At 66.3% G+C, this 22,336-nt stretch carries 26 protein-coding genes; 19 read left to right on the top strand and 7 right to left on the bottom strand.

Annotated elements, in window-relative coordinates:
• Positions 1 to 4 precede the first annotated feature (4 nt).
• From OHA70_RS25440 to OHA70_RS25490, 11 genes are all read left to right on the top strand, one after another.
• Positions 5 to 2,107, top strand: coding sequence for a hypothetical protein (locus OHA70_RS25440; RefSeq protein ID WP_328321840.1), 2,103 nt, complete (start codon positions 5 to 7; stop codon positions 2,105 to 2,107).
• A 516-nt stretch (positions 2,108 to 2,623) separates the two neighbouring features.
• Entirely contained in the window at positions 2,624 to 4,255 is a 1,632-nt protein-coding gene (locus tag OHA70_RS25445; protein ID WP_328321842.1) for a DNA cytosine methyltransferase, read from the top strand.
• A gap of 80 nt (positions 4,256 to 4,335) precedes the next feature.
• Positions 4,336 to 4,611 carry a hypothetical protein gene (locus OHA70_RS25450; RefSeq protein WP_328321844.1) on the top strand — a complete coding sequence of 92 codons (276 nt, stop codon included), beginning with the start codon at positions 4,336 to 4,338 and terminating at the stop codon, positions 4,609 to 4,611.
• A complete protein-coding gene (locus OHA70_RS25455) occupies positions 4,608 to 4,877 on the top strand; it encodes a hypothetical protein (protein ID WP_328321846.1) in 270 nt (89 codons plus the stop codon). The genes OHA70_RS25450 and OHA70_RS25455 overlap by 4 nt, the downstream gene beginning before the upstream one ends.
• A 77-nt stretch (positions 4,878 to 4,954) precedes the next feature.
• Positions 4,955 to 5,791 carry a hypothetical protein gene (locus OHA70_RS25460; RefSeq protein WP_328321848.1) on the top strand — a complete coding sequence of 279 codons (837 nt, stop codon included), beginning with the start codon at positions 4,955 to 4,957 and terminating at the stop codon, positions 5,789 to 5,791.
• Positions 5,792 to 5,793: 2 nt separating this feature from the next.
• Positions 5,794 to 6,150: a hypothetical protein gene (locus OHA70_RS25465; protein ID WP_328321850.1), complete on the top strand. Its 357-nt coding sequence runs from the start codon at positions 5,794 to 5,796 to the stop codon at positions 6,148 to 6,150.
• Positions 6,147 to 6,368, top strand: coding sequence for a DUF3970 family protein (locus OHA70_RS25470; RefSeq protein WP_328321852.1), 222 nt, complete (start codon positions 6,147 to 6,149; stop codon positions 6,366 to 6,368). Before OHA70_RS25465 ends, OHA70_RS25470 begins: the two co-directional genes overlap by 4 nt.
• Before the next feature lie 35 nt (positions 6,369 to 6,403).
• On the top strand, positions 6,404 to 7,291 hold the full coding sequence (locus OHA70_RS25475; protein WP_328321854.1) for a bifunctional DNA primase/polymerase: 888 nt from the start codon (positions 6,404 to 6,406) through the stop codon (positions 7,289 to 7,291).
• A gap of 794 nt (positions 7,292 to 8,085) precedes the next feature.
• Positions 8,086 to 8,322, top strand: a complete 237-nt coding sequence (locus tag OHA70_RS25480; RefSeq protein WP_328321856.1) for a hypothetical protein — start codon at positions 8,086 to 8,088, stop codon at positions 8,320 to 8,322.
• The gene (locus OHA70_RS25485; protein ID WP_328321858.1) at positions 8,322 to 8,618 is read left to right on the top strand and encodes a hypothetical protein; all 297 of its coding nucleotides are present in this window, start codon (positions 8,322 to 8,324) and stop codon (positions 8,616 to 8,618) included. Before OHA70_RS25480 ends, OHA70_RS25485 begins: the two co-directional genes overlap by 1 nt.
• Positions 8,619 to 8,626: 8 nt before the next feature.
• Positions 8,627 to 9,007, top strand: a complete 381-nt coding sequence (locus OHA70_RS25490) for a hypothetical protein (protein ID WP_328321860.1) — start codon at positions 8,627 to 8,629, stop codon at positions 9,005 to 9,007.
• On the opposite strand, the gene OHA70_RS25495 is transcribed toward OHA70_RS25490, so the two are convergent.
• From OHA70_RS25495 to OHA70_RS25505, 3 genes are all read right to left on the bottom strand, one after another.
• Positions 9,004 to 9,231, bottom strand: a complete 228-nt coding sequence (locus OHA70_RS25495; protein ID WP_328321862.1) for a hypothetical protein — start codon at positions 9,229 to 9,231, stop codon at positions 9,004 to 9,006. The genes OHA70_RS25490 and OHA70_RS25495 overlap by 4 nt on opposite strands.
• Before the next feature lie 356 nt (positions 9,232 to 9,587).
• Entirely contained in the window at positions 9,588 to 10,781 is a 1,194-nt protein-coding gene (locus tag OHA70_RS25500) for a M48 family metalloprotease (protein ID WP_328321864.1), read from the bottom strand.
• A 71-nt stretch (positions 10,782 to 10,852) separates the two neighbouring features.
• Positions 10,853 to 11,287: a hypothetical protein gene (locus tag OHA70_RS25505; protein ID WP_328321866.1), complete on the bottom strand. Its 435-nt coding sequence runs from the start codon at positions 11,285 to 11,287 to the stop codon at positions 10,853 to 10,855.
• Between the two features lie 84 nt (positions 11,288 to 11,371).
• Between OHA70_RS25505 and OHA70_RS25510 the strand changes: the two genes are divergently transcribed.
• The gene (locus tag OHA70_RS25510; protein ID WP_328321868.1) at positions 11,372 to 12,406 is read left to right on the top strand and encodes a hypothetical protein; all 1,035 of its coding nucleotides are present in this window, start codon (positions 11,372 to 11,374) and stop codon (positions 12,404 to 12,406) included.
• Positions 12,407 to 12,819: 413 nt separating this feature from the next.
• Here OHA70_RS25510 and OHA70_RS25515 read toward each other — a convergent pair whose 3' ends face one another.
• Together OHA70_RS25515 and OHA70_RS25520 are read right to left on the bottom strand one after the other, a co-directional pair.
• Complete coding sequence (locus tag OHA70_RS25515; protein ID WP_328321870.1) at positions 12,820 to 13,491, bottom strand: hypothetical protein; 672 nt, start codon at positions 13,489 to 13,491, stop codon at positions 12,820 to 12,822.
• A 9-nt stretch (positions 13,492 to 13,500) separates the two neighbouring features.
• A complete protein-coding gene (locus OHA70_RS25520) occupies positions 13,501 to 13,947 on the bottom strand; it encodes a hypothetical protein (RefSeq protein WP_328321872.1) in 447 nt (148 codons plus the stop codon).
• Between the two features lie 1,330 nt (positions 13,948 to 15,277).
• Here OHA70_RS25520 and OHA70_RS25525 point away from each other — a divergent pair.
• The 6 genes from OHA70_RS25525 to OHA70_RS25550 all read left to right on the top strand — a co-directional run bounded on the left by OHA70_RS25525 (position 15,278) and on the right by OHA70_RS25550 (position 19,409).
• Complete coding sequence (locus tag OHA70_RS25525; RefSeq protein WP_328321874.1) at positions 15,278 to 16,069, top strand: class I SAM-dependent methyltransferase; 792 nt, start codon at positions 15,278 to 15,280, stop codon at positions 16,067 to 16,069.
• A gap of 423 nt (positions 16,070 to 16,492) precedes the next feature.
• Positions 16,493 to 16,762 (top strand): hypothetical protein, encoded by a 270-nt coding sequence (locus OHA70_RS25530; RefSeq protein WP_328321876.1) that lies wholly within the window; start codon positions 16,493 to 16,495, stop codon positions 16,760 to 16,762.
• Positions 16,705 to 17,613 (top strand): tyrosine-type recombinase/integrase, encoded by a 909-nt coding sequence (locus OHA70_RS25535; RefSeq protein ID WP_328321878.1) that lies wholly within the window; start codon positions 16,705 to 16,707, stop codon positions 17,611 to 17,613. The genes OHA70_RS25530 and OHA70_RS25535 overlap by 58 nt, the downstream gene beginning before the upstream one ends.
• Positions 17,610 to 17,960, top strand: coding sequence for a helix-turn-helix domain-containing protein (locus OHA70_RS25540; RefSeq protein ID WP_328321880.1), 351 nt, complete (start codon positions 17,610 to 17,612; stop codon positions 17,958 to 17,960). The genes OHA70_RS25535 and OHA70_RS25540 overlap by 4 nt, the downstream gene beginning before the upstream one ends.
• Entirely contained in the window at positions 17,953 to 18,717 is a 765-nt protein-coding gene (locus OHA70_RS25545; RefSeq protein WP_328321882.1) for a hypothetical protein, read from the top strand. The genes OHA70_RS25540 and OHA70_RS25545 overlap by 8 nt, the downstream gene beginning before the upstream one ends.
• A 182-nt stretch (positions 18,718 to 18,899) precedes the next feature.
• Positions 18,900 to 19,409 (top strand): hypothetical protein, encoded by a 510-nt coding sequence (locus OHA70_RS25550; RefSeq protein ID WP_328321884.1) that lies wholly within the window; start codon positions 18,900 to 18,902, stop codon positions 19,407 to 19,409.
• A gap of 152 nt (positions 19,410 to 19,561) precedes the next feature.
• Here the strand turns inward: OHA70_RS25550 and OHA70_RS25555 are convergent, their stop codons facing one another.
• Positions 19,562 to 20,137 (bottom strand): TetR/AcrR family transcriptional regulator, encoded by a 576-nt coding sequence (locus OHA70_RS25555; protein ID WP_328321886.1) that lies wholly within the window; start codon positions 20,135 to 20,137, stop codon positions 19,562 to 19,564.
• A 41-nt stretch (positions 20,138 to 20,178) separates the two neighbouring features.
• Here OHA70_RS25555 and OHA70_RS25560 point away from each other — a divergent pair, with 41 nt between their 5' ends.
• The gene (locus OHA70_RS25560) at positions 20,179 to 20,577 is read left to right on the top strand and encodes a nuclear transport factor 2 family protein (protein ID WP_328321888.1); all 399 of its coding nucleotides are present in this window, start codon (positions 20,179 to 20,181) and stop codon (positions 20,575 to 20,577) included.
• A 415-nt stretch (positions 20,578 to 20,992) separates the two neighbouring features.
• On the opposite strand, the gene OHA70_RS25565 is transcribed toward OHA70_RS25560, so the two are convergent.
• A complete protein-coding gene (locus OHA70_RS25565; RefSeq protein WP_328321890.1) occupies positions 20,993 to 22,336 on the bottom strand; it encodes a TolB family protein in 1,344 nt (447 codons plus the stop codon).

Raw genomic sequence — 22,336 nt, forward strand, 5'->3', positions numbered from 1 at the left:
AACGATGACCGACCGACCCCGCTGGACGCAGCGACTGACCCAGCTCATCCGGCCCACACAACAGGCGACCACGCCCGAACGAGACGACGAGCTGGCGCCCTTCACCGACCAGCTCGACCATCTGCGGACGCTCGCCGAGACCGCAACCGACTCGTTGACGGCTTCCTACTACGAGTCGGTCTGGCGCGAGATGGGGGAAGAGCTCGGTTACGTCGCCGACGACCTCGCACAGCAGAAGATCACCGCGGCCGATCTACCCGGAGCCCTTGAAGAGTGGAGGGCCAAGGGACGGGCGCACCTGCGCCACCACACCAAGGCCGCGCAGGTCTTTCGGTCCGACCCCGAGCCGATCGACCTCGGGGACGGAGCCAGGTTCTACCCACCGACGGACGGCCACGCTTCCGCGGGAAGCGACCAAACCGCAACGCCCGAGATGGACCAGATCTCCGACCTGGCCTCGAAGGCCGAACGGGCCGAGTTCGACGCCGAAAGGCTCGACGACGCCGACCTGCCCGAGCAAGCCGCGAGCCTGCGGCAGCAGGCCGCGCAGATGCGCGAGCAGGCCGACCAGCTCGCCCGCACAGCCGGCCTCGGCAGCCTCTACACCGACACCGACACCGACACCGACACCGACACCGACACCGACACCGACACCGCTGCCGGCGGCGATGACTCGTGGGCGAGCGTTGATGACTGGCTGGAGCACGGAACCACACCCGACCTAGGCCACAGCGAGTTCATTCGTCGACTCGCGCGGCAGGCCGACGCCATGGTCGCGGCCGGTGATCTCGACACGGCCGGTCGGCTGCGAACCGTCGCCGACCAGATCACCGACCACGCGCAAACCGAAGAGTGGTGGGCTATGAGCCACGCGATCGCCGCCCCCGATCGACAGGCGTCCATCGAGCAGTCCCGCGCCGCCGCGCAGGCGGACATGGAGAACCTCCTTGACCGCTACGGCCTCCAACTTCCGCCCAACCTGCCAGACGAGCAGCACGACGAGCGCGCCGACGGTCAGCAGGCCAGCAACGCCACGGAAGAGAGCGACTACGAGGCCGGGGCAAGGTTGCAGCGTGAACGCGGCATTGAACGGGCCGTGCAGCACGCCTACGGGATGGCCGACGTCGAGACCGACTTCCCGTCGGCGTGGCTCGACCTCGAGTCGCTGCACGGCGAGCTGCTACGAGAGGCCCGACAGGCCGGCCGCGAACCCTACAGCCGCGAAGACGTCGACGCAGCCGTGACTCGGATGACCCGTGACGGAGCAACCGACGGCAGCACCGTACGGCTGAGCACCGATCCAGACACCGGCCGTGCCCGCGTGATCTTCGAGGACGCAGCCCCTGCGGCCCGCGACGATCTCACCGACACACCGGCCGATACCGACCACCAGGTCGCCGATGATGTCGTTGCCGACGAGTCGTCGTCCGATGACGGCGATGAGTTCGTGGAGAAGTCCCGCGAAGAACACTTCGAGGACTGGATGGACCACGAAGCCGCCCTGCACTACGGCGACCGCGACAACACCGAGAACCTCGACGCCGCCGATGACACCGACGACCCGGTGCCCGTGGAGCTGCGGGGAAAAGGCTGGCTCGGTGACCCGCTGACCGACGCGGACAAAGAGGCCGCGTGGAAGGCCGGCAGCGGTCCAACCGCCGAACGGGAGCGCCCGCCGTACGGGGACTGGGCAGCTCCCGGCTCCCACCAGGGCCAGGAACAAGCCAGCCAAGTCGGAGATCAGGCCGCCGAGCACAGCCGCGACAACAGGGAGAACAACAACGCCGTCACGGACGGCGCCGGAGTCTCGGAACCGATCGAGGCAGCCGAGGCTGCACCTGCCGCGGAGAAGCCGGCGGATGCGAAGACGGCCGATGAGCCGGTTGCGGTGACCGAGACGACGGCGTGTGCGGTCGCGGCGGCGCGTGCCCAGTGTGTCGTCGATCAGGCGCGGCAGCAGCTCGACGCCGCGCAGCAGGCATCCGCGAACGAGCGCGATGAGGAGCTGGCGCGCTGGCACCGCGACGACACCGCAGCACAGACCGACAACGAGCACCACAAGGACACAGCCGCGGAGCAGGCCGACGACCCGGCCGCCGGTCTGTAGCGCGAAGCGCTGCCCAGGCTCTCCCGCCCCTGGCGGGCGGGAGAGCGACCCGGCCCTAGGGGGCCGGAGCAAGAACAGCCTGGCGCGGGTATGGCGGGCGGCTAAACAGACCGTCCCCCTCCACCCGAATTGGTGCCGGCAGTTCTCACCTGGAGGACGGCGGCGCTCGCTTCGCTCACCGGTCGCTGCGCTCCCTCGCACTTGTCCACCACGTGACAACGGCCGGCACCAATTCGCGCGGAGCCTCTTGGACGGCCTGTTAGGCGGCAGTAGCCGGCAGGCCCCCAAGAACGGGGCTGCCGCCAACACAACGCCCACCAGCGACCAGGCGCCAGGGAGCACACCATGACCAAGAACAAGCCCGCCGGAACCCCCACCCCATGCCAGCCGTGGTGCAACCCAAGCAAGCACCTCCTGTGCGGAGGACCCCTCTGCTGCGGCCACCTCTACGAGAAGCCGCGCCCGGCCCGCAAGACCCGCACGAAGCTGTTCTCCCGGTCGGGTTGGTGACGGCCGATGATGGCGACGAAGCGCACCCGCACTGCGGCGCACCGGCCAGCGGTCCGGCAGCGCCGGTTCCGGCACGACACCCTGACCGCCCTTGACCTCTTCTCCGGATTCGGGGGCCTGACGCAGGGCATCGAGCGGGCCGGGTTCGACGTGATCATGGCCGCCAACCACAACTCCTACAAGGTCGAGGTCCACGAGGCCAACCACCCCACCACCGAGCACTGGATCGCCGATCTCGCCAACCAGGACTCGGCCGACTACCACGATGTGCGGGACCTTCCTGCTGCGGATCTTGTCGCCGCCGGCGTCTCGTGTGTGAACCACTCTCCGGCGAACACGATGAAGGCCTACGAAGAGGGCCTGACGTTGTTCGACATGGACGACCCCGACTACGACGACCGCGTGACCCGGTCGGAACGTGACCGGGCGACGGCCAACTGCGTCTTGCACTACGCCCAGAAGCACCACCCGCGGATGATCCTCATCGAGTGCACGACCCAGCTGCAGTCGTGGGGCAATCTCGTGCCGGGCAAGCGAAAGGTCGGCGACGGCTCGACGTACCGCTGGTGGCTCAAGCAGTTCGACATCGAGGGCTACGACCACAAGGTCGTGTTCCTGAACTCGATGTTCTTCGAGGTCGGCCAGTCCCGTGACCGCGCCTACTGGATCTTCTGGGACAAGAAGCTTGAAGCCCCCGACCTGGAACACCGCCCGATCGCCTGGTGCTCGTTCTGCAGCACGGTGGTGGAGTCACAGCAAAGGTGGAAGACAGGGATCCCGCCGACCGGGACGGTCTGCTACGGCAAGCAGTACGAATACAGCTGCCCGTCGTGCCGCTTCCCCGTGGTTCCGCAGTTCACGCCGTCGCTGGCCGCTCTGGACCTGTCCAACCTGGGCACCCGGATCGGTGACCGCGACAAGCCCCTGGCGCCGTCGACCATGGCCCGCATCGAACGAGCCCGCCAACGGCTCGGTGAGTTCCCCGCGGTGCTCATGCCCGCCAAGGCGACGCGCGGCTCGGAGCGGCACCCGTGGCAGCCGATGTCCACCCAGACCAGCCAGCAAGAAACCGCAATCCTCAGCACCGGTGCAGTCGTGGCCATCGACAACTTCCAGGGCGCTCCACGCGGCGCTGGTGATCCGCTGCCGACGCAGGGCGGCTCGGAAACGATGGCGCTCCTGTCGAGTGCGGTCCTTCCGTTCAGGAAGAACACCAGGCCCACGATGCACGCTGAGGCGATGCCGACCGTGACGGCCGAGCAGATCCCCGGTCTGCTGTTCGCGAGCTGGTACAAGCAGAACGGTTCGACCGGCACCGAGACCGCACCGCATCCGCTGACCGACCCGTTCGGCGCGCTGACATCTCGCGACACCACCGCGCTCGTGTTCGCCGAATGGCAGCAGACCCTGGCTGAGCGGCGAGTTGAGGATCTCAAGTTCCGGATGATGGGGCCACACGAGATCGGTCGCGGCTGCGGCTTCGATCCCGACTTCGGCGACCACCACGGCACCTACAAGGTCTGGGGATCAGCCCGCGACCAGGTCGACGGCTACGGCAACGCCGTCACCCCTGCGGTCGGCGAGTGGATCGGTACCCGGCTGCGCGCAGTACTCCACCGCGAAGACACCGCCGCATAAGCCCACATCGCCTATTCACCCCTGGGGAGGGGCCGAGCGTGACGACCCCTCCCCAACCTCCAACCACACCAGGAGATCCGGTGACTGAACCACAGCACGACCTGGCCAACGCTGTACAGCTGGACCTGCTCGCCGAACTCGACCCCGGCAACTTCCACGTCATGCTCACCCCGCACGGGGAGCGCTGGCTAGTGTCTTCGATGACCGAGCTGACCGGGCCGAGCCGCTGCAACGACCTCTACACCAGCAGCGTGCACGCCCGGAAATGGGTCAACGCTGCACGCGGCGCCTATTGGGGTCCAGAACTCTCGTTCCACGTCAACACCGACGGCTGGATCGAAGAGGCCGGCCAATGAGCGACCTGAGCAACGGTCTCACACCCGACCTCGCGACCGAACCCGAGGTGATGCTGGAGCCGTTGCGTTGCGTCTACCCCGAATGCGACGGTCTGACGTTCTCCACTCGGCTGGCCCGGAACGAACACGGTTACGCGACTCACCTGCAGGCCGCTCTCGCAGCCATCCAGCAGCCGAACCCCGACTTGTTCAAACCCAGCCCGCAACTCGAGCCGGTCGCCGAGCTACCACTCGACTGGGCAGACCGAGAAGTGCCGCATGGCTGACGTCGATCCGACTCGCCTCTCATCCCTCAGCAAGACCTAGAGATCCCAACCAAGCAACCCACAAAGGAGAACCCGAGATGATCACACCACCCGCCAACACCACTGATGCTCAGGGCAACGGCCCCGCACAGCCTGACGACTTCGAGGTCGCCCATACCGCGATCACCCGCGCGATCCGCGCGATCAACAACGAGCAACGCCCTGGCGACGGCGCCGAGTTCATCACTCACGTGCTCGCCACGGTCGCCGCCAACCTCGGCAGCAGCTACGCCGTGATCCAGGGGCGCCCGGGGTCGTGGGAAGCCTCCGGCGTTGGTCAACTGCTGAGCAGCACCGTCGGTTGCGACGACGAGTTCCTGATGACGTACCGCACCGAACCGGTCGAGATCGTTGCCAGCAGCACCTACGAACTCGACGAACTCGGCATCTACGAGACCTATGAAGCCAGCTTGGCCCACATCCGTCAGACGCTGTTCGGAGATCGTTGGACGCCGGCGCGCGACCAACTGACCGATGCCGAGCTGGAACAGATCGACGACGTTGAAATTGCTCTGATCGACCTCGAAGACAGCGACGCCGCCGAGTACGAGCAGCGGTTCGCTGCCATGGTCGCGGCACGGTGGGAGCAACTGCGGACCGAGAATCCATTGGGCTATCCCACCGAGCTGGGTGTCACCGTCCAATTTGTCACCAGCAGCGACACCCGCGCCCGGACCGATGGGTGGGGTACCGACCTGGCCAGCAGGCTCTACCAGCACGCCCGCGAGAACACGCTGCTGCCCGGCAGCGACACCTTGCCCGACTGGTCGCCCGGATTCGTCGACACCGTCCTGGTCGACGGCCACTGGCCACACCTGCGCATCCCCGAACTCGCCCACTACGGCGTCCCCACAGAGACCCCGAAGGAGAACTGATCATGACCGGCACACCGAACCAGGACACGACCCTAGGAGAAGCTGTGACCGACAAGATCCCCAACGGCGCTGTACTCACTCTCGTCGCCGAGCTGGACAGGCTGGTCTGGGAGGCCGACGGCACCACACCGGTGCTGCTCGATTCCAACGCCGATGTCTGGGTCCTGTACTTCACTGAGGAGGGCGACCCCTACGCCTGCACGCTGCCGATCGAGGGCGAACCCTCGACGTCCCACATCGTCGACCTGGCAACGGTCGCCGGGCACGGGCCACTGCGGGTCCTGTGGAACGGCGACCCCAGGCACCGCTCCCTGACTAGCCCCACCGACGCCACAAGCGTGAAGGGCCTTCAGGAGTGACGATCAAGGTCAGGCTGTCCGGAGAGGCCGACGAGATCGCCCGCCTCCTGGCGCACCTTCGCGAGCACTTCGAGGTCGCCGGCGGGGACCGCACCTACGCCAACCGTGGGTCGTTCGGAGTCCGGGCCTACGCCGAGCTGCGCGAACCAGACGCCGAGACGCCGCACCGGGTCCAGTCTGAAAGAGTCCGCCCCACTGCCAAGGAGGTCGAGCCGTGAGCTTGCCGACCAGGCGGCGACGCAAACCAGAGCCGGTGACCGACGCCGCGCACCAGATGCTCAGCCGGGCAGCGCACTGGCATGCCGATCAAGGACTGTTCGTATTCCCTCTCGCCCCAGGCCGCAAGGTGCCCGCCGTTGCCAAGGACTGGGAAGCTGCCGCGACGACCAATCACCTCACGATCGCGCGCACCTGGCGAGAAGCCCCCTACAACATCGGCGTCGCGACCGGCCCGTCCGGGCTGCTGGTTGTGGACCTCGACTTGCCCAAGACGCCCGACGATCTGCCACCGGCGGAATGGGGTTCTCGAGGAGCCGCCAGCGGCGCAGAAGTGCTCGCGTTGATCGCGGCCGATCACTCAGCGAGCGTGCCGGCCACCTACACCGTGACCACACCGTCGGGAGGACGACACCTCTATTTCCAGCAGCCCAGCGATCGGCAACTGTCCAACACCGCCGGGCGGATCGGCTGGAAGGTCGACACCAGAGGCCACGGCGGATACGTCGTCGGGGCCGGATCACTGATCGGGCAGCGTTACTACCAGGGCACCGGCACCCTGCCAGCTCAGCCCTTACCCGACTGGATCACCCAGGCCCTCGCCACACCCGAACCCGCCGAACCAAGCCCCCGGTCCGGCCCCGTTTCCAGGCACACCGACGCCTACGCGATGGCGGCACTGACCGGCGAACTCGACAAACTGCTGAAGGCAACGGAGGGTCGACGCAACCACGCGCTCAACGCCGCCGCGTTCGCACTCGGGCAACTGGTTGGCGCAGACATGCTCGACGAAGCCACCACCCGCGACGAGCTGATATCGGCGGCCGGCCGGATCGGACTGCCCAGGACTGAGGCCGAACGCACCATCACCTCAGGACTCGCAGCAGGCACCCGACACCCCCGCAAATCCAAGCGCACACCTTGAGTCGCAACCATGCGCGGGTAGGCCTCAGAAGCAGCTAGAGGTGGGTCAAAAGGGGTAGAGTCGGCGCTCAGTCGACTAGATCTCACTTGCTTGTGGAAAATTGACTCATAGTTGTAGCGTGCTTAACGTATACACGCTTAAGGCCGCTCGAGTGGAACCGCCAGCGCTCCGTGAAAGCACTGACGGCCCACCCACTTCAGGGCTAGTGGTTCTCTAACCACCAGTCGACCACTACGCGGATTAGCACGGTGAGTACCCAGGGTCCGGACCGACGCCAACGGCGTTGAGCCGGACCCTTCCGCTTGCCACGCCCGTCGTCCTGAGACGACTTCTTGAGCACAGCCATGAGGTCTTCGCTCTCCTTCCTGGACCTCGGTCGAGGCCCTGCAGGATCCCCGAAAGGTCTGGTGCAGAAGGCGAGCTATCCGACGGCGAATCTAGCTCAAACAGGTCACGATGCAAACGCTCAGATGCGCAGAGACCCTCTGGAAAGGCCCTGAGCGGCTCTCTGACGACTCAACGATCCAGGGTGAGCACCAGGTGTCCTAACCGTGCCTAAGCGCGTCTGAAATGGCCACAGAGCGTATCTAAGTGACTCCGCTCACATTGAGAAGTCGCTTTCTGTGACAACGAGCACAGTGTGTGTTCAGGTCACCCTAAAACCCATGTGCCGGCGCCGACACTGACGGCAGGTTGCGCTCTAATCGAACACGTGTTCTACCCTGGGTTTCATGGGTGGCAATAAGCGATACCCGCGATACCCAGGTCCGGATCGAGCGCGCCGGCACTGTTGGGTGCTGGCGACCGCGCATGAGCGCGGCCCGTGGCCCGGCCTGATCCTCGAATGGCGTCGGACCAACTCCGACGACTGGCAGGCTCGCGTCATCTACGTACCGAATCCCCGCGATACCCGAACCGTCGAGATGTGGTTCGCGCAGCAGCTGCTTCGTCCACTCGAAATACCAGCAGCGCCGCCGCCCGCCCCGGACTCATCCGGCGCCTATACGACCCCAGCTAGGGAGGCGTTCTGATGGCCAGTAATTTGTCGACGATCACGCTCGACGGCGGCCCTGACCACGGTCAGGTCTATTTCGAGGACGAGTTTCGCGGACGGATCAGGGCGGCGCAGCGTATGGGCCACACTCATCCCGACGCGGCCGGGTCGGCGCTCGGCTACGCACCGGGCGGGGTCACCCTGAGTGGCGGCAAGTTGTGGGCCTGGCAGGGCGTTAACTGCCACCCCGCGGACCCGGCCGATCCGGACCTGGCGCCATTCGGCGCTGCCTTCGCAGCCGAGTTCCACGCCTCCTCCACCGCGGCGGCCTAGGTCGCACCGTGGCACGAAGACAGCGGGGTGCGGCACCGCCGCCAACCGGCCAGCCACCCGCGCGACGCCCCCTGCTCAGCGGGCACAGTACGGCCGGGTTCGACCGCGAGAAGGTCCCAGACCAAGACGTCACCAACGAGCACTGGCCACCACCAGCAGTGGCCCGGACCCTGCAACCGTTCCCTTCGGACTATCGCATCGACGTTGACGCCCGACTTGTGTGGGAGGTCGACGGAGAGGAATGGGTCGAGGCGACTGCGATCGCGTGGACACAGCACCACGTCAAGCTGTTCTGCCAGGACCCGCGGCTGCTCGTGCCCTACGTGTGGCTCGCCCCGGCCGACGTCCGTCGCCGACCACTTGCCGACGATGCACCAGCCATCGGCTAGTTGACGCGGTGGCCGACGTTGAGCTGTGCGGTCAGGTCGCCTGCCGGACCGCGGACGGTGGCCAGATAGCGATCGCCGCCGATGGCCATCGGCTCCCCGATCACCTCGAACCGGTCGCCGTCGGCAACGAAGACCAGGCCGGCAACGACACGTTCGGCTGCCAGCAGGAACTGGCCTATACCGACCCGGACTGCGCTCACCGGTTCCGCCGCGTCGTCGCTCATTCCGCCACCGTCGCCCGCGCTCCCGCTCGACGGCAAGATCCTCCGCATGTAGATCTGAGCTCGCAGCCGCCTCGCCATTGGACCCTTGCGACCGCGCGGTCCGGCCCAGGCGGCCCTGTGGATAACTCCGACCGGGTGACGCTCGATTACGGCAGTCTGTCTGTAGGGCCTCGGGCGAGGCCGCGACCACTGGACCCGTCACGAGCCGCCAGATAGCCGGCTTCGGGGCCACCAATTGGTCGCAGGCCACCCGAGGTCTCTCCGAGCCTCGACAACTCTTGCTGTGCCACGGCGCCGCCAGCAGCGGGCTCCCTGACCAGCTGGACCTGCGGTAGGTGCCTCGTGCTCTGCCCTGCCTAGGCCGAGTCGATCCGGTACGGCTGATGGGTGCCCTCGGCAAGCTTCTTGAGGTACTTCTCCAACCTCCGCTGACGGGCAGTTTCGATCGGCTGGGTGTCGCCCACGCCGAAGCGCTGCGGGCGCCAGGTCGAGCTTGAGCTTGCCCGCTCGAACTCACGGCCAGCGAACACCTCCACTAGAGGTTTGCCGTAGCCGAGATCGGCGGCGGTCCGGTCCGCGGCCTGCTCGCCGTGGCGCGACAGCCACGGAATCAGCAGCGGTGCTGACCAGGCCGACAACAAGAGCACTGTGTGGTAGTCGAACTCGGTCACGAACCACAGCACGAACACCCCGAAGGTCAAGACACCGATGGTGATCCCCACGACCTTTTGCCAGAAGTGGTGCTTGAGGCCGGCCCGCAGTACGACGCCGGTCATCCGGGCGGGCAACGAGAGCCAGTACAAGAACATCGACACCTTCGGGGGCAGCGCCAGGTGGTGCGCCAGCTCGTGCGCGAGAACCGCCTCCAGGTGACGCTGAGGCAGCGTGTAGAGGCTCCAATTGGTCACTGCGACCGTTCGGCCGACCGTGGCCGGCGCGGTCGGCTCTGGACCTTCGTAGACCCATACCCTGAAGCGGTTGGGGTCAACGCCCGCGGCCCGGCAAACCGCCAGCCAGGCGGGCGCGACCCGCGCCAGCTCTTGATCGGACGGCTCCCGCAACCGCCACCATTTCGTGGCCAGGAATGCCTCGGCCTGGTGGAAGAAGATCCCAATGCCGGATGCGAGCGCGACCGTCAGTACCACCCGGTAGGCGGTGGTGCTGAACAGGCCGATGAACTGGATCGACATCCACGACCACCACAGCCACGGCAGCGCCATGGCCAGCTCCGCTACGCCGGCGAACTGCTTCCACCCGCGCCGGGCGGGCTCCGGGCGTGATTCCGCTACGTGGGTCGAGGCAGGCCGCGCAGGCCATGGCGCGACCGACTGCGAGTCAGCGACCGCCGGGCTGGGATGCAGCATGGGCGGGGCTAGTGGCTGGGTGGTCCTTGGAAGTACCGAAGGCGGGTTCGCAAGCGGCTGCTGGGCGGCCTGATGGATCGCGGCAGGCGGCGGTTTGATCTGCCAGCCAGGATTGTGGCTGGCGACGGCGCCGGGCGGTGCTGGCCACGCCGGGCGCTGCGGGTCGTTGCTTCGAGCACCATTCATCCCTGCACAGTAAGCAGCCCCACGGACACCCAGCTAGCGCTTTTGCAGCTACCTGCAACGCGCAGTGGACGTCAGCGAGCCTGCTTCTGTGGTAGCTCGATCGGCGGCACACCCAACCCGCGCCAGGCCCAGAGCAGTGTCGCCAGCACGCCGTCAGGAAAACCTGGCTTGCCAGGCGGACTGCCGGCGACGACCTGCTCGGCAGCGACGGTTTCGGCCGCGATCAGCTCCTCGTACGCCTTCACGTTGCCGTAGCCCGCCGTCAGCGGAGCCGGCCGAAGCGTCATCCGTGGCTGCCCGCCACGGCCAGGCACCTTGATGTACGCGCCGGCGAGCCACTCGCACGTCGCGCACACCCCACTCAAGTACCCGTCCTCGGGCTCACCTGCAGCCGCCGACTCATCGGAGCGGATCTCTGCCCGCAACCACACACGAGCGAACTCACGCACTGGTATCCGTAGATTCGCCCGCGGAATCTCCTCCAGATGCCGCTCAGTGATCCTCATACCACAAAACGATCCCACCACTCGCCGACAGTTTCCACAGACCGGGTCTGGGCGAGTCGGTGCAAGGTCATACCCTCTCCTGTCATGAATCTCCAGCAGATCGAGGCTTGGGCAATCAGCGTTGTGGACGCCGTCGCGGCAGGCGAGCGGGTTGAAGATGACCGAGTCGAGTGCAAAGCCGAATGGCCTCAGGATCGTCAACGCGCGGCGCGAAGGATTGCCGCAAACGCCAACGCAGCGCGAGGGACCTCGATCCTATGGCTGATAGGCGTCGACGAGAGTTCGGGGACGGTTGTCGGTGTCGATAACACGGATCCAGCGGAGTGGTGGACCCAGGTAGAAGCGCGGTTCGATGAGGGTGCTGCTCCAACACTGCGGGCTCTCAACGTCGGCATCGGAGAAGCCCGCCTGGTCGCGCTCCACTTTGAGACGGACCGCGCACCGTACCTCGTGAAAACTGGAATTCAGGGCGTCGATCGAGAGATTCCAATCCGCGAGGCAACGCGGGTTAGAACTGCGCGTCGCCACGAGGTACTACGTATGGTCGTCCCGGCCGCCAACCTGCCGGTTCTGGAGCTGATCAGCTTCAACTTCAGCTGCACACTCAAAACCGCCAAGGACGGTACACAGACGGTTCACGCGCAGGGAAGCGGCGAGGCGTTCTTCGAGTCAGTTGGCCGCGCGATGCTGCCCACCCATCGCGCACGAGCTGAGATCCGCATGACTGGTCCCGGGGGCACGATTGATCTGCCGTTCACTTTGCGGTTCTCCAACGGTGGAGCGCCCTACTTCGGGGCCTTCCGCAGGCCGGGCGAGGCGGCGCCGCCGGCGGACTTCGTGCCGCCTGACGGTGTAGACGCGCGAAGGGGCGGCCTCTACATCGGTGGATCCGGCACAACAGAGATTCGTCTGGGAGAACCGCCTCACGAGCCGATTCCCGCTGCGGCATTCTCAGTGATACGGGCCGCACAGTCAGCGACCTTCGACTGCACCTGCGGGGTTGCTGGAACCGACCGGTTAGTGACTGGTGCTCTCAACTTGACGCGAGGTCAATGGACCCGACCGGCAGACAACGAAGAGGTGGTGGTGTGGGAGGGCGAACATTCCGGGAGCCAGTAACCCGGCCCGGCGGCGTAGGGCCGCGTACCTGGCGACCCAGGAGGGCGCAACTTCTGTACTGAGTGCCGACGGTGCGGATGTCATCGGCCGGCCGTGGTCCGTGCGCGGTTGAATTGCTGCGGTCATCTTGGTCGCCAGGTACGCCGTCACTCGTTGGTCGGCGGCCGGTAATGGAAGAACCACTCGCCCGGCCGCGCGGGGCACCTCGACGGGGATTGAGCAGAGGGTCAGCGGCTCGAGGAAGTCTCTAGCCTCAGAGGCCACGTTCGGGTCGCACACATCCGTCGCGTTGTGACCCGAGCTGTGTAGGCCTCGATGTTCGCGAGCCGACTCACGAGACCAAGGGTTGTCCTCCGCATCGCCCTCCGGCGAGGCGGCCGCTTGTTCAGTTCGCTTGCTATGTGTCGCCGCGGTCAATCTGCCGGATCGTTGCTGCCAACATTCTCTGGTTTGGAGCCTGCCCGCAGTTTGTCGTCTTCGATGAGGCGCCGCAGCTGCGCCGGTATCTCCGGGCTGCCGGACAACGTGGCCAGCATCTGCCGGACGTTGGTCAGCTGCTCGTTGATGCTGTCGCGACGGTGGATCGCCGCCGCGAGCTCGCGCTCGGACTCGGCGCGGATCCGCTCGGACTTGTCCTTCGCGGCGGCCACAATCTCCACCGCCTGACGATTCGCGTCGGCCAGCTGCTGCTGGGCCAGGTGCTCCGCCTCGGAACGGGCGTGGTCGACCTCGCGCTGCAGCTCGGCCCTACGGTAGGTGACCGCCGCCAGATGCTGCTCGGCGCGTGCGGTCCGGGCGGCGAACTCCTGCTCGACCTTGCGGCGGCGCTCGGCCAGGGTGGTTTCGAGTTCGGCCGCGGCCTGGTCCGCCATGGCCCGTTCCTCTGGCTCGTCGTGCCGTGTTTCGACGGCGATGGCCGCCGAGTCAGTTTGGGAGGTGGTCAGGTTGGCAGCAGACCTCTTGTCCACGTCTTCAGCGGCGTCGAGCAGCTCCCGTGCTGCCTTCGTGGCTTTTTTCCACGTGCGTTTCTCGCCGGGGATGAGGAATGGGCCCCAGCCGACTGTTCGTCCCGACCTGCTAGCCATACTTATAGTCTAGGCGGCACCGGCGGTGAACAGGGAGACTGCTGCTAAGACCCCGGCTGCCACGGACGCAGATACCTGTAAGGCGAGAGCGCCTCTGATGACGGGCAGCCAGCGCAGGTTGTAGTCAGCGGCTGAAATCACCTCGTGCCGCAGCTCAGCCATCAGTTTGGCATCGTTCCATCCTTGCAACTTTGCTTCTATGATGAGGGCCGCGTGGTCAGCCTCCTTTGTGCGGTCGAGCAGGAGGACGGCCAGCGCGAGGACGACGGCCGCCCCCAAGAACCAAGTGGCGACCCGATCGATTGTATTGGTGGGACTGACCTGAAGGGCCGTGCCGACGAGTGTTGCGGCGACGCCGGCCATGAAAGTCGCGATCAGTTTTGCGATATCAGCTCGCGCGCGTTGCCGAGCAGACAGACGATCAGCGTGATTCTCGAGCCACTCTGCTACCCCCATCGCAGTATTGTCACCCACTCCTTGTGCTGTTGCTCGCTGTCGGCTGGTTCGGTGCGTACCGCTTAATGCTTGGCGAGCCGTTGGCGAGTCTCGTCGATCCTGCGCACCCTAGTCGCTGGCCGGCGAACCTTCCATGCATCGACCGCGCCTGTGATATGTAAGGCACTATCCCAGAATTGAACCTTACATAAGAGTTGCTATCGGCTTGCCCGGCAGCCCTCGGCGAGGGGACCAGGGATATGTCGCTAGTCCCGCCCGCACGCCCCGCGGCCAACAGGCGGCGTGACATGGTTCGTGACATGAACTCGCGTCAACTGGAGGTGATCAAGGCGTCTAGCGGGGTACGTTCTGCACCTGCTGGAGGCTGAAGGTGGCCAGTGTTGGTGATGGCATGGCTCTCATAATCCCTGGGTCGTGGGTTCGAGTCCCACCCGCCCCACAAGCACCACCCACCCGAAGAACCCCCACGCGCCCTCCGCCGCAGGCTCCTACGTCGCCCGCCGCTCCGCCCGCTCCCACCCACCCTTGTTTGCCGCTCCTCTGTCGCGGTGACCACTCGAGTTCTCCCCGGGTCGCCCGCCTCACCCACTCCGACTTGCCGCTTCCCGTGTCGCGGTGAGTACCCGGCTGCGCCTCGTCCCTGCCGATCTATCGCAGACGACCCTGAGGCACGGCTACGGCACGCTAAAGCGATCGCGCCCCGGATGGCGCCGGAGCAGCCCTGGACGCGTTTGCACAGCAGGTCGACGAGAAGCGTGTTTCACCGGGCCGACGACGCAGGCGAGGGACTCGTTGGATGCGGTCTTGGCGGTGCCGGCGCCCAGCCGACGCGGCCAAGGCTGATCATGTGGCTCTACTGCCAGCCAGCCCGGAGGCACCGAGCGCGTCGAAGGCCACCCGTGGGTGCCCGTTAGTGATCTCGCCACATGTTGAACTGCTCGGAACAGCTCTAGGGGATCTCGTCGATGGTGCTGCAGACCTGGACTCTGATTCGGTCGATGCCATCGGGAAGGCTGGAATCGCCCATCAAGAAGTGCAAGTCCAGGTTGCTCCAGACAACCCCCACGGGAGGAGTTGAGGACAAGCCCCGAGATCTTTTGCTGGACGCTCCACGTGTCGTGGTCCCAGTGAGTCGTGGCATTCGCCGGCAGTTGACCGACAGCCGTCAGACTGATTGCTGCGGCCGATAGTGCAATACCGGGGTCCGCTTGAGCCAGGCGAGGTGCTGGACTCGAGCACGGTCAGCGGTCAGCTTCCAAACGGCCGACAGGCGTTATGCCAGTGGCAGAAGCCCTGTCGGATCGTCGACGTGAGGAGGCATTCTGAGACGATGGATCTGGGGTTTGGCGGCGAGGTTGCTGATCTGTATCACCGATACCGCCGCGGTTATCCGTCAGGGTTGATCGGCGCGTGCGTCGATGGGTTCTCGTTGACGGGCGACGATCTCGTGATCGATCTCGGTTGTGGCACGGGGCAACTGGCGACACCGATCGCCCCGCATGTTCGGGCCGTGATAGGGGTCGATCCCGAACCAGACATGCTGGTCCACGCCCGCTCAGCCGCCCAGGACCAGGGCGTCACGAGTGTGGCGTGGATGGTCGGCAGCGACTCTGACCTTCCACTGCTGCGATCACTGTTGGCTGATCAGTCGGTTGGTGCTGTGACGATCGGACAAGCACTGCACTGGATGGACCATGAGGCGCTGTTTGCCGCGGTCGGTCCGCTCCTGCGTCCTGGAGGTGGTGTCATGGTCGTGGCCAACGGGATCCCGCTGTGGCTGCAGGACTCGGACTGGTCACGGGCGTTACGCGAATGGCTGTCCGACTGGTTGGGCGGGCGTCCAACCGACAGCTGCGGCACCGACAACGCAACGCAACAGCGCTATCGCCAGAGCCTGACGGCCAATGGCTTCGAGGTCAGCAAGGTCGAGCTCGACTATTCCGACGAGCTCGACTTCGATCATCTACTCGGCGGGGTCTACAGCGCGCTACCGGTCGACCGCCTTCCTTCGCCCAAGGAGCGTCCACAGATCGCAGCGGAGCTCCGGGAAGTGCTTCATCCCTATCGGCCGTACATCGAGCAGGTCCCGGTGCGAGCCCTCCTCGGCACGAAGGTCGCGTGAGCAACCAACCAGCCATCTCCTCCCATGGGTATTTTGTCGGCTCCGCCAACTGGACATCTCCGCGGCAGGTGCCCGGTGATTGATCCCTGTCCCGGCACACGTAACAAGCTGCATCGGATGATCGATGATTCATCAGCTGCGCCCATCCGGCGCCTTCGCAGCAGGGGAGCCCTGTCGCGGTTGATTCATCTGATGCGATGCGAAGTCAACTAGCGGACATAGCGACTGTTATCGGTGGTGGACTCACGGGAGTTGCATCTAATGCAAGAACTCCCGCTCCTGGGCGATTCGGGCATCTGCGCAGGTCAGAGCGCAGTTGCTGTTGAGGTCGGCTGCCAGTTGGTGTGTCGTTCCATCCCGCGAGTGCGCTGGTCGGCATAGGGTTCGTGCGTTTAATGCAGGTTTCCACGCTGGGAGTGGCTGGTGGATGGTGTTCCGGGCTTCGTGCCGCGGGTTCTGCGGGATCCTGATGTCAGCCTGTTCCGGGCCGACGACCGGGTGTTCGAGGCGATGGTTGACGGCTGGCGCAGCCAGATGCTCGCCCGCGGCCTGGCGGTCGACACGATCAAGGCCCGTACCGGGGTCGTCGGGCGGTTCCAGGCTTTCACCGGCGACTATCCGTGGACTGGCGTCCGGTGGACATCGAAGACTTCCTCGCTGAGCTCCGCTCCCGAAGCCGGCCGATCGGGCTGACCACGCTGCGCTCCTACAGCAACGCCGTATCGATGTTCTGCGCCTACCTGACCCATCCCGGCTACGGGTGGGGCGACCTGTGCGAGCGTACCTTCGGCAACGTCCCGACCCAGATCTGCTTCGACTGGAACACCCCACGCCACACCACCGACGACGCCGTACCGCCAGCACGGCGATCGTTCACGCAAGCCGAACTGCAGCACCTGTTCGACCACATCGACGACGTCGTCGACCGCGAGTACGCCGCCGGGTCGAAGCGGTGGTTGCCGGCGATGCGGGACTCGATCGCCTTCAAGACCTGCTATGCCTACGGCCTGCGCCGCCGCGAGCTGACGATGCTCGACCTCAACGACTTCGGCCCGAACCCACACTTGCCCGACTACGGGCCGTTCGGCGCGACAACGGTGCGCTGGGCCAAAGGCACCACCGCCTCCGGACCCCGACGCCGTACGGTGCTGACCGTTCCCGAGTTCGCCTGGGTCGTCCCACTCCTGGAGTACTGGGTCAGTCCCGAGGGGCGTGGCCGGTTCCAGACCGCCGAGCGCTCGAGCGCACTCTGGCCCAGTGAGCGGTCCCACCGGGTTCATCTCGGCAGCCTCGGTGACTCCTTCGCCGGGTTCCGGCGAGCCGCCGGGCTGCCTGAAGAGCTCGGACTTCTTTGCCTGCGGCACTCCTACGTGACCCACCTGATCGAGGCCGGCTACGACCCCGCGTTCGTCCAGACCCAGGTCGGTCACGCCTACGCCTCGACCACCGGCCTCTACACGTCGGTCTCGGCCGACTTCAAACAGCGCACCGTCCGGCAGATGATCGCCCGCCGGCTCGGACAACCCGAAGGACACCGCGCATGACTGAACAGCGCAGGATCGGCTTCAAGTGGCACCTGCGTCACCTGATGGCCCAACGCAACCTCTGGAAGAGCACCGAGTTGCACGCCCTGCTCAAGTCCCGCGGCATCAACCTGTCCGAGAGCCAGGTCTACCGCCTCGTCACCGGCACCCCCGAGCGCATCCCCGCGCGCACCTTCGCCGCTCTGTGCGACATCCTCGACTGCGCCCCCGGCGACCTGTTCGAGCCCTTCGTAGAGATGCGAGCTGCGGCCACCGCCGACGCCCCGCGGCGCAGCGAAGACCTCGGTGTCCGGCCGGGCGACCCGATCGCACGCCGCGTCCGGATCGTGCCGAGCGACGATGACTAGACCCCGCACCCCGAGCAATCCGCAGCGCTGGCCCAACCCCTGCGCTCGCTGCGCCGAGCACCACGAACTCGTGGCGAACTGGCCCGATGGCCAGATCTGCCGCTACTGCTACCAGAAGGCCAAACGGACTACAGGCACCTGCGGCTGCGGCCACACCGGCATCCTGCCCGGCCTCGTCGATGGCGCGCTGGCGTGCCGGGCCTGCTCGAGGCTGCAGCACCTCAACCTCGACTGCCGAGTCTGCGGAGAAGAGGGCGAGCTGAGGTCCAAGGGCAGGTGCTGGCGCTGCGACCTGGCCCACCTCGTCGACGATCTGCTGACCAACCCCGCCACCGGGGCAATCTCCGAGCAACTGAAGCCGTTGGCCAGAGCCCTCAAGGCAATGGGACGGCCAAACAGCGGCATTACTTGGATCCGGCAGCCCCACGTGAAGCAGACCTTGCGCGCGATCGCGGCCGCCGACAAGCTGACGCACGAACTTCTCGATCAAGTGTCCGCCCCGGAGCAGTCGAAGACCTATATCCGGGGGCTGCTCGTGGAGTACGGCGCGCTGCCACAGCGCGACGAGTTACTCAGCCGCTTCGGCACCTGGTCGACCGAAGCGATCGAACACGCAACTGACCCAGCCCACCGCGACGTCATCCGCCGCTACGTCACCTGGCACCACGAACGCCGGTTCCGCAGCTCGCCGGCCGCCGTCACCCACGGAGCCTTCCTGCGGGCCAAGCAGCAGGTGACCGTCGCGATCACCTGCTGAACTGGCTCACCGAGCACAACGGCACTCTCGTCGAGCTCACTCAGACCCAGCTCGATCGGTGGCGCGCCGGCGGCAACACCACTCGGGAACTGGCCAATCCGTTCCTGCACTGGGCGATCAAGGCACAGCTGACCACGTCCACGCTGATCCTGCATCCACGGCCGGACCGCGTCGCGCCGCGCATGCCGGCGCTCGAGCAGGAGCAGCTAGTCACCGAGGTCAGCTCCGGGACTAAACTCACCACCCGCGACCGAGCCGCCGCGATCCTCGTCGTCGTGTTCGCCCAGCAGATCGAGGACGTCGTCGCGCTGACCTGGGACCACGTCGACATCAAGCCCACCAAGGTCGCCATCACGCTAGGCAAGACCGTCATCGACATCCCGCCACCCCTCGACAAACCCTTTCGTGACCTCGCCGCCACCGCGCCCAGCAACACCGCCGCCCAGCCGAACAGCAACTGGGTCTTCCCCGGCTACCGCCCCGGCGGCCACATCAATGCCGCCTCGCTCAGAGAACGGCTCCAGCGGCTGTTCAGCCCGCGCGCGGCCCGCCTGGGAACCCTTCACGAGCTGACCAAGCTCGCCCCCATCGCGATTATCGCCGACGCGCTCGGCTACACCACCCAGACCATCGAACGCCATGCCCGCGACGCAGCCTCCACCTATTCCCAGTACGTCGCCACCCGGCAGTGAACCCCCGTGACTCCAGCCTCTGGCGGTACCAGCTCGCTGTGGGTTCAGCACCCCACCAGCAGACGGGCGCTAGAAGGAGGACCTGTGACCGGGACAGCTTCCTTCAGCACTGGGTGAGCAATGGACTCAACTGGCATGCCGAGGCGGCGACGCTAGTCGAGTGCGTGCAACACGAGCATCATGGCGCGCTCGCCGCCTGTCGGGTGGACGTACGCCGCGTGAGCGGCGGCAACGATCGCCGCTAGGTCGCGGTCATCGAGGTCGTGACGGACGGTCCCCGCATCGCGGGCGCGGGACAGGAGCAGGCCCATCGCGCGGTCGAGCTCGGCGACCGGCCCAGACACCGCGGCCTCGACACCGCTCGCATCAACCTGCAGCCGTGCGGCGAGTTCGTGGGCCGCCGCTCCGTCGGTGACCAGCTGCACCAAGAAGTTCCGCAGTGCTACGCCTGCATCGTCGGCCGAAACATACGAATTCGCCGCGACCACAAGGTCTTCAACCGCTGCGGCGAGGACCGCGTCGACGAGCTCGGCTTTGGTCCTGAAGTGCCGGTGAACCGTCCCCGCGCCGACGCCAGCCCGCCGAGCGATCTCGTCAAGGGAAGCAGCGAAACCCTCCGTCTCGAACGCCTCACGAGCCGCAGCCATCACCTTGGCGCGATTGGCGACAGCATCAGCCCGTTTGGGCTCACTTGAAGCGGGGCGCTCGCCCCGTTTAGAGTTAGTCATCATCCCTATCCTTCCTCATCACTCATCTCCCAGGAGCCCCGATGCCACTGACCACCGCAGACCGGTTAGCCATTCACGAACTGGTTTCACTGCACGGGCATCTCGCTGATGACCGGCGATCCGACGACCTCGGGCTACTGCTGACGCCGGATGCGTCTTATGACGTGACTGCCTATGGTCTGGGAATTGTCCGGGGGCTGGATGCGCTCATCGAGCTGTTCAGTTCGGCGCCCGGAGACCAGCCCGTCGGGCACCACGTGACCAACGTGGTAGTCACGGCCGACCCTGATCTCGACAGCCGAGCCCGAGTGCGTTCAAAGGGGCTCTCGGTGATGGCGGACGGACGAGCGGGCAGCGTTGTGTACGAGGACGAGGTGGTGCGGACAACGAACGGGTGGCGAGTCAGCGCCCGCGTGGTCGTGCCGTCGCGGCGTGCCTGACCCGTCACCCCAATGGCCGGCCAGGACAGCGGTGACCCCTCTCCGGAGATCCGGCGCCGCGCTGCTGATCGTGCCGCGATGGGCCAGTCGAGGCGTCGCGCGGCGAACGGAACTCCCGCTACTCCAACATCCGGCGGCACCAGTTATCCAACCGGAGTAGCAGCGGATGCGAGAGCTCCGGGCTGAGGGCGATTGAGTTGTTCGCGCAGGTCGCGCGGCGATTGCTGTGGCGTTCCCTTCTGTCCGTTGGGCGTGCTGTGGTGATCGTTGCTGCAGGCACCTGAGGTTTCGTGCATTAGATGCATGATTCCGCGTCCTGGCGGGTGGCTGAATGGACGTTGTGCCTGCCAGTGAAGTGCTGGCTGAGTAGGCCGTTGACGGGAGACCGGGCTGCAGAGGGCCCGGTCTGCGGTTGTCACCTGGGGCGGGTGGCGTTCCAGAGGTATTTCTCGTAGCCGGAGGGGCCGACGTCGCCGGTCAGGTTCTTGTCGTCGGAGTCGAACGCTATGTGTTGTCCGTCGTCGGAGATTGCGGGGGCGAAGCTGCCGAGGAGGCCGCCGCCCCAAGGGTCGGTTTGGTTCTGGCGGTGCGTGACCCAGACGAGGGAGCCGGTCTTGCGGTCGAGCCGGTACACGTCGCCGAGGCTGCCCTGATCCGCGCTGGAGGTACGGCCCTGCGTCGAGAACGTCACGTACCTGCCGTCGGCCGAGATGGTGCCACTGGCACCGTTGAACGCGGTTGAGGGGTTGCCCTGGTAGTCGGCCGAGATCAGTTGCGCTCGGTTGGTGCGGAGGTCGCGGAGCCAGACGTTCGCAACCACGTCGGTGCCCATCATGCTGTAGACCGAGAACACCGCGAACCGGCCGTCACTGGAGACGTCGGCGGTGCCGTACTCGATGATGGGGGACCGCGGATCGCCCGGTACGCCGTCCGAGACCGAGCGCGTCGTGCCCTTGTCGCGGTCACGGACCTGGATGGCCGTGGGGTCGCCGCCGATGGCGGTGAAGGCCACTATGCGTCCGTTCCCGGAGATGGCGGGCTCGAGGGACGGCAGGTCTGACTGGAGTCCCGCGGCGGTCAGTGACACCCGTTCGGTGCGGCCGGCCCGGAAATTGCGGACGAAGATGTCTTGGGTGGCGTTGGTGTCGCCGGGCACGACGTTCGTCGAACTGGACTGGAAGGCGACATGGTTCCCGTCGGCGGAGATATCGGGGAAGACCGCGCCTTGGTCCGCTGGACCGTCCAGGCCCACCGAGACCAGCGCCGTACGACCGGTCCGCAGATCGCGCCGGAAGACGTCGGGGCTGTCGTTGCTGTCACCTGGGACCAGGTTCGAGGCGAACGAGTCGAAGGCGACGTACCGTCCGTCGGCCGAGATCGAGGCCTCTCGGCTGTCGCCGTTGCCCTGCACTCCATCCGGGCCGACCGAAGCCAGCGTCGTACGGCCGGTCACCATGTCGCGGACGAAGATGTCCTGCTGGCCGTTGATGTCGTTCGCGATGAGATCGCTCGCGGACGAGGCGAAGACGACGTAGCGCCCGTGTTCCGACGTCCCGGAGGCGTTGCCGTTCGCTCCGGAGGCACCGTCTCCACCGGTCCCGCTCAGTCCGACCGAGACCAGACTGATCGTGCCTGGCTGCCGATCACCACTGGCTGTCGCCGTACCACCGACCGCTCCCGCCGATGCCGCGGCGACGACGATCACGGCAAGCGCGGTTCGGATCGGCTTGTGGACGTGGGTGCTGGGAATCAGCTTCAT

The sequence above is a fragment of the Kribbella sp. NBC_00382 genome, from assembly GCF_036067295.1.
Taxonomy (GTDB): Bacteria; Actinomycetota; Actinomycetes; order Propionibacteriales; family Kribbellaceae; genus Kribbella.

Excerpts from the sequence above, each read along its gene's own strand:
- OHA70_RS25440 (WP_328321840.1), top strand. The coding sequence starts at position 5 with ATGACCGACCGACCCCGCTGGACGCAGCGACTGACCCAGCTCATCCGG.
- OHA70_RS25445 (WP_328321842.1), top strand. The coding sequence starts at position 2,624 with ATGATGGCGACGAAGCGCACCCGCACTGCGGCGCACCGGCCAGCGGTC.
- OHA70_RS25455 (WP_328321846.1), top strand. The coding sequence starts at position 4,608 with ATGAGCGACCTGAGCAACGGTCTCACACCCGACCTCGCGACCGAACCC.
- OHA70_RS25460 (WP_328321848.1), top strand. The coding sequence starts at position 4,955 with ATGATCACACCACCCGCCAACACCACTGATGCTCAGGGCAACGGCCCC.
- OHA70_RS25465 (WP_328321850.1), top strand. The coding sequence starts at position 5,794 with ATGACCGGCACACCGAACCAGGACACGACCCTAGGAGAAGCTGTGACC.
- OHA70_RS25485 (WP_328321858.1), top strand. The coding sequence starts at position 8,322 with ATGGCCAGTAATTTGTCGACGATCACGCTCGACGGCGGCCCTGACCAC.
- OHA70_RS25495 (WP_328321862.1), bottom strand. The coding sequence starts at position 9,231 with ATGAGCGACGACGCGGCGGAACCGGTGAGCGCAGTCCGGGTCGGTATA.
- OHA70_RS25500 (WP_328321864.1), bottom strand. The coding sequence starts at position 10,781 with ATGAATGGTGCTCGAAGCAACGACCCGCAGCGCCCGGCGTGGCCAGCA.
- OHA70_RS25505 (WP_328321866.1), bottom strand. The coding sequence starts at position 11,287 with ATGAGGATCACTGAGCGGCATCTGGAGGAGATTCCGCGGGCGAATCTA.
- OHA70_RS25510 (WP_328321868.1), top strand. The coding sequence starts at position 11,372 with ATGAATCTCCAGCAGATCGAGGCTTGGGCAATCAGCGTTGTGGACGCC.
- OHA70_RS25515 (WP_328321870.1), bottom strand. The coding sequence starts at position 13,491 with ATGGCTAGCAGGTCGGGACGAACAGTCGGCTGGGGCCCATTCCTCATC.
- OHA70_RS25520 (WP_328321872.1), bottom strand. The coding sequence starts at position 13,947 with ATGGGGGTAGCAGAGTGGCTCGAGAATCACGCTGATCGTCTGTCTGCT.
- OHA70_RS25525 (WP_328321874.1), top strand. The coding sequence starts at position 15,278 with ATGGATCTGGGGTTTGGCGGCGAGGTTGCTGATCTGTATCACCGATAC.
- OHA70_RS25540 (WP_328321880.1), top strand. The coding sequence starts at position 17,610 with ATGACTGAACAGCGCAGGATCGGCTTCAAGTGGCACCTGCGTCACCTG.
- OHA70_RS25545 (WP_328321882.1), top strand. The coding sequence starts at position 17,953 with ATGACTAGACCCCGCACCCCGAGCAATCCGCAGCGCTGGCCCAACCCC.
- OHA70_RS25550 (WP_328321884.1), top strand. The coding sequence starts at position 18,900 with ATGCCGGCGCTCGAGCAGGAGCAGCTAGTCACCGAGGTCAGCTCCGGG.
- OHA70_RS25555 (WP_328321886.1), bottom strand. The coding sequence starts at position 20,137 with ATGACTAACTCTAAACGGGGCGAGCGCCCCGCTTCAAGTGAGCCCAAA.
- OHA70_RS25560 (WP_328321888.1), top strand. The coding sequence starts at position 20,179 with ATGCCACTGACCACCGCAGACCGGTTAGCCATTCACGAACTGGTTTCA.
- OHA70_RS25565 (WP_328321890.1), bottom strand. The coding sequence starts at position 22,336 with ATGAAGCTGATTCCCAGCACCCACGTCCACAAGCCGATCCGAACCGCG.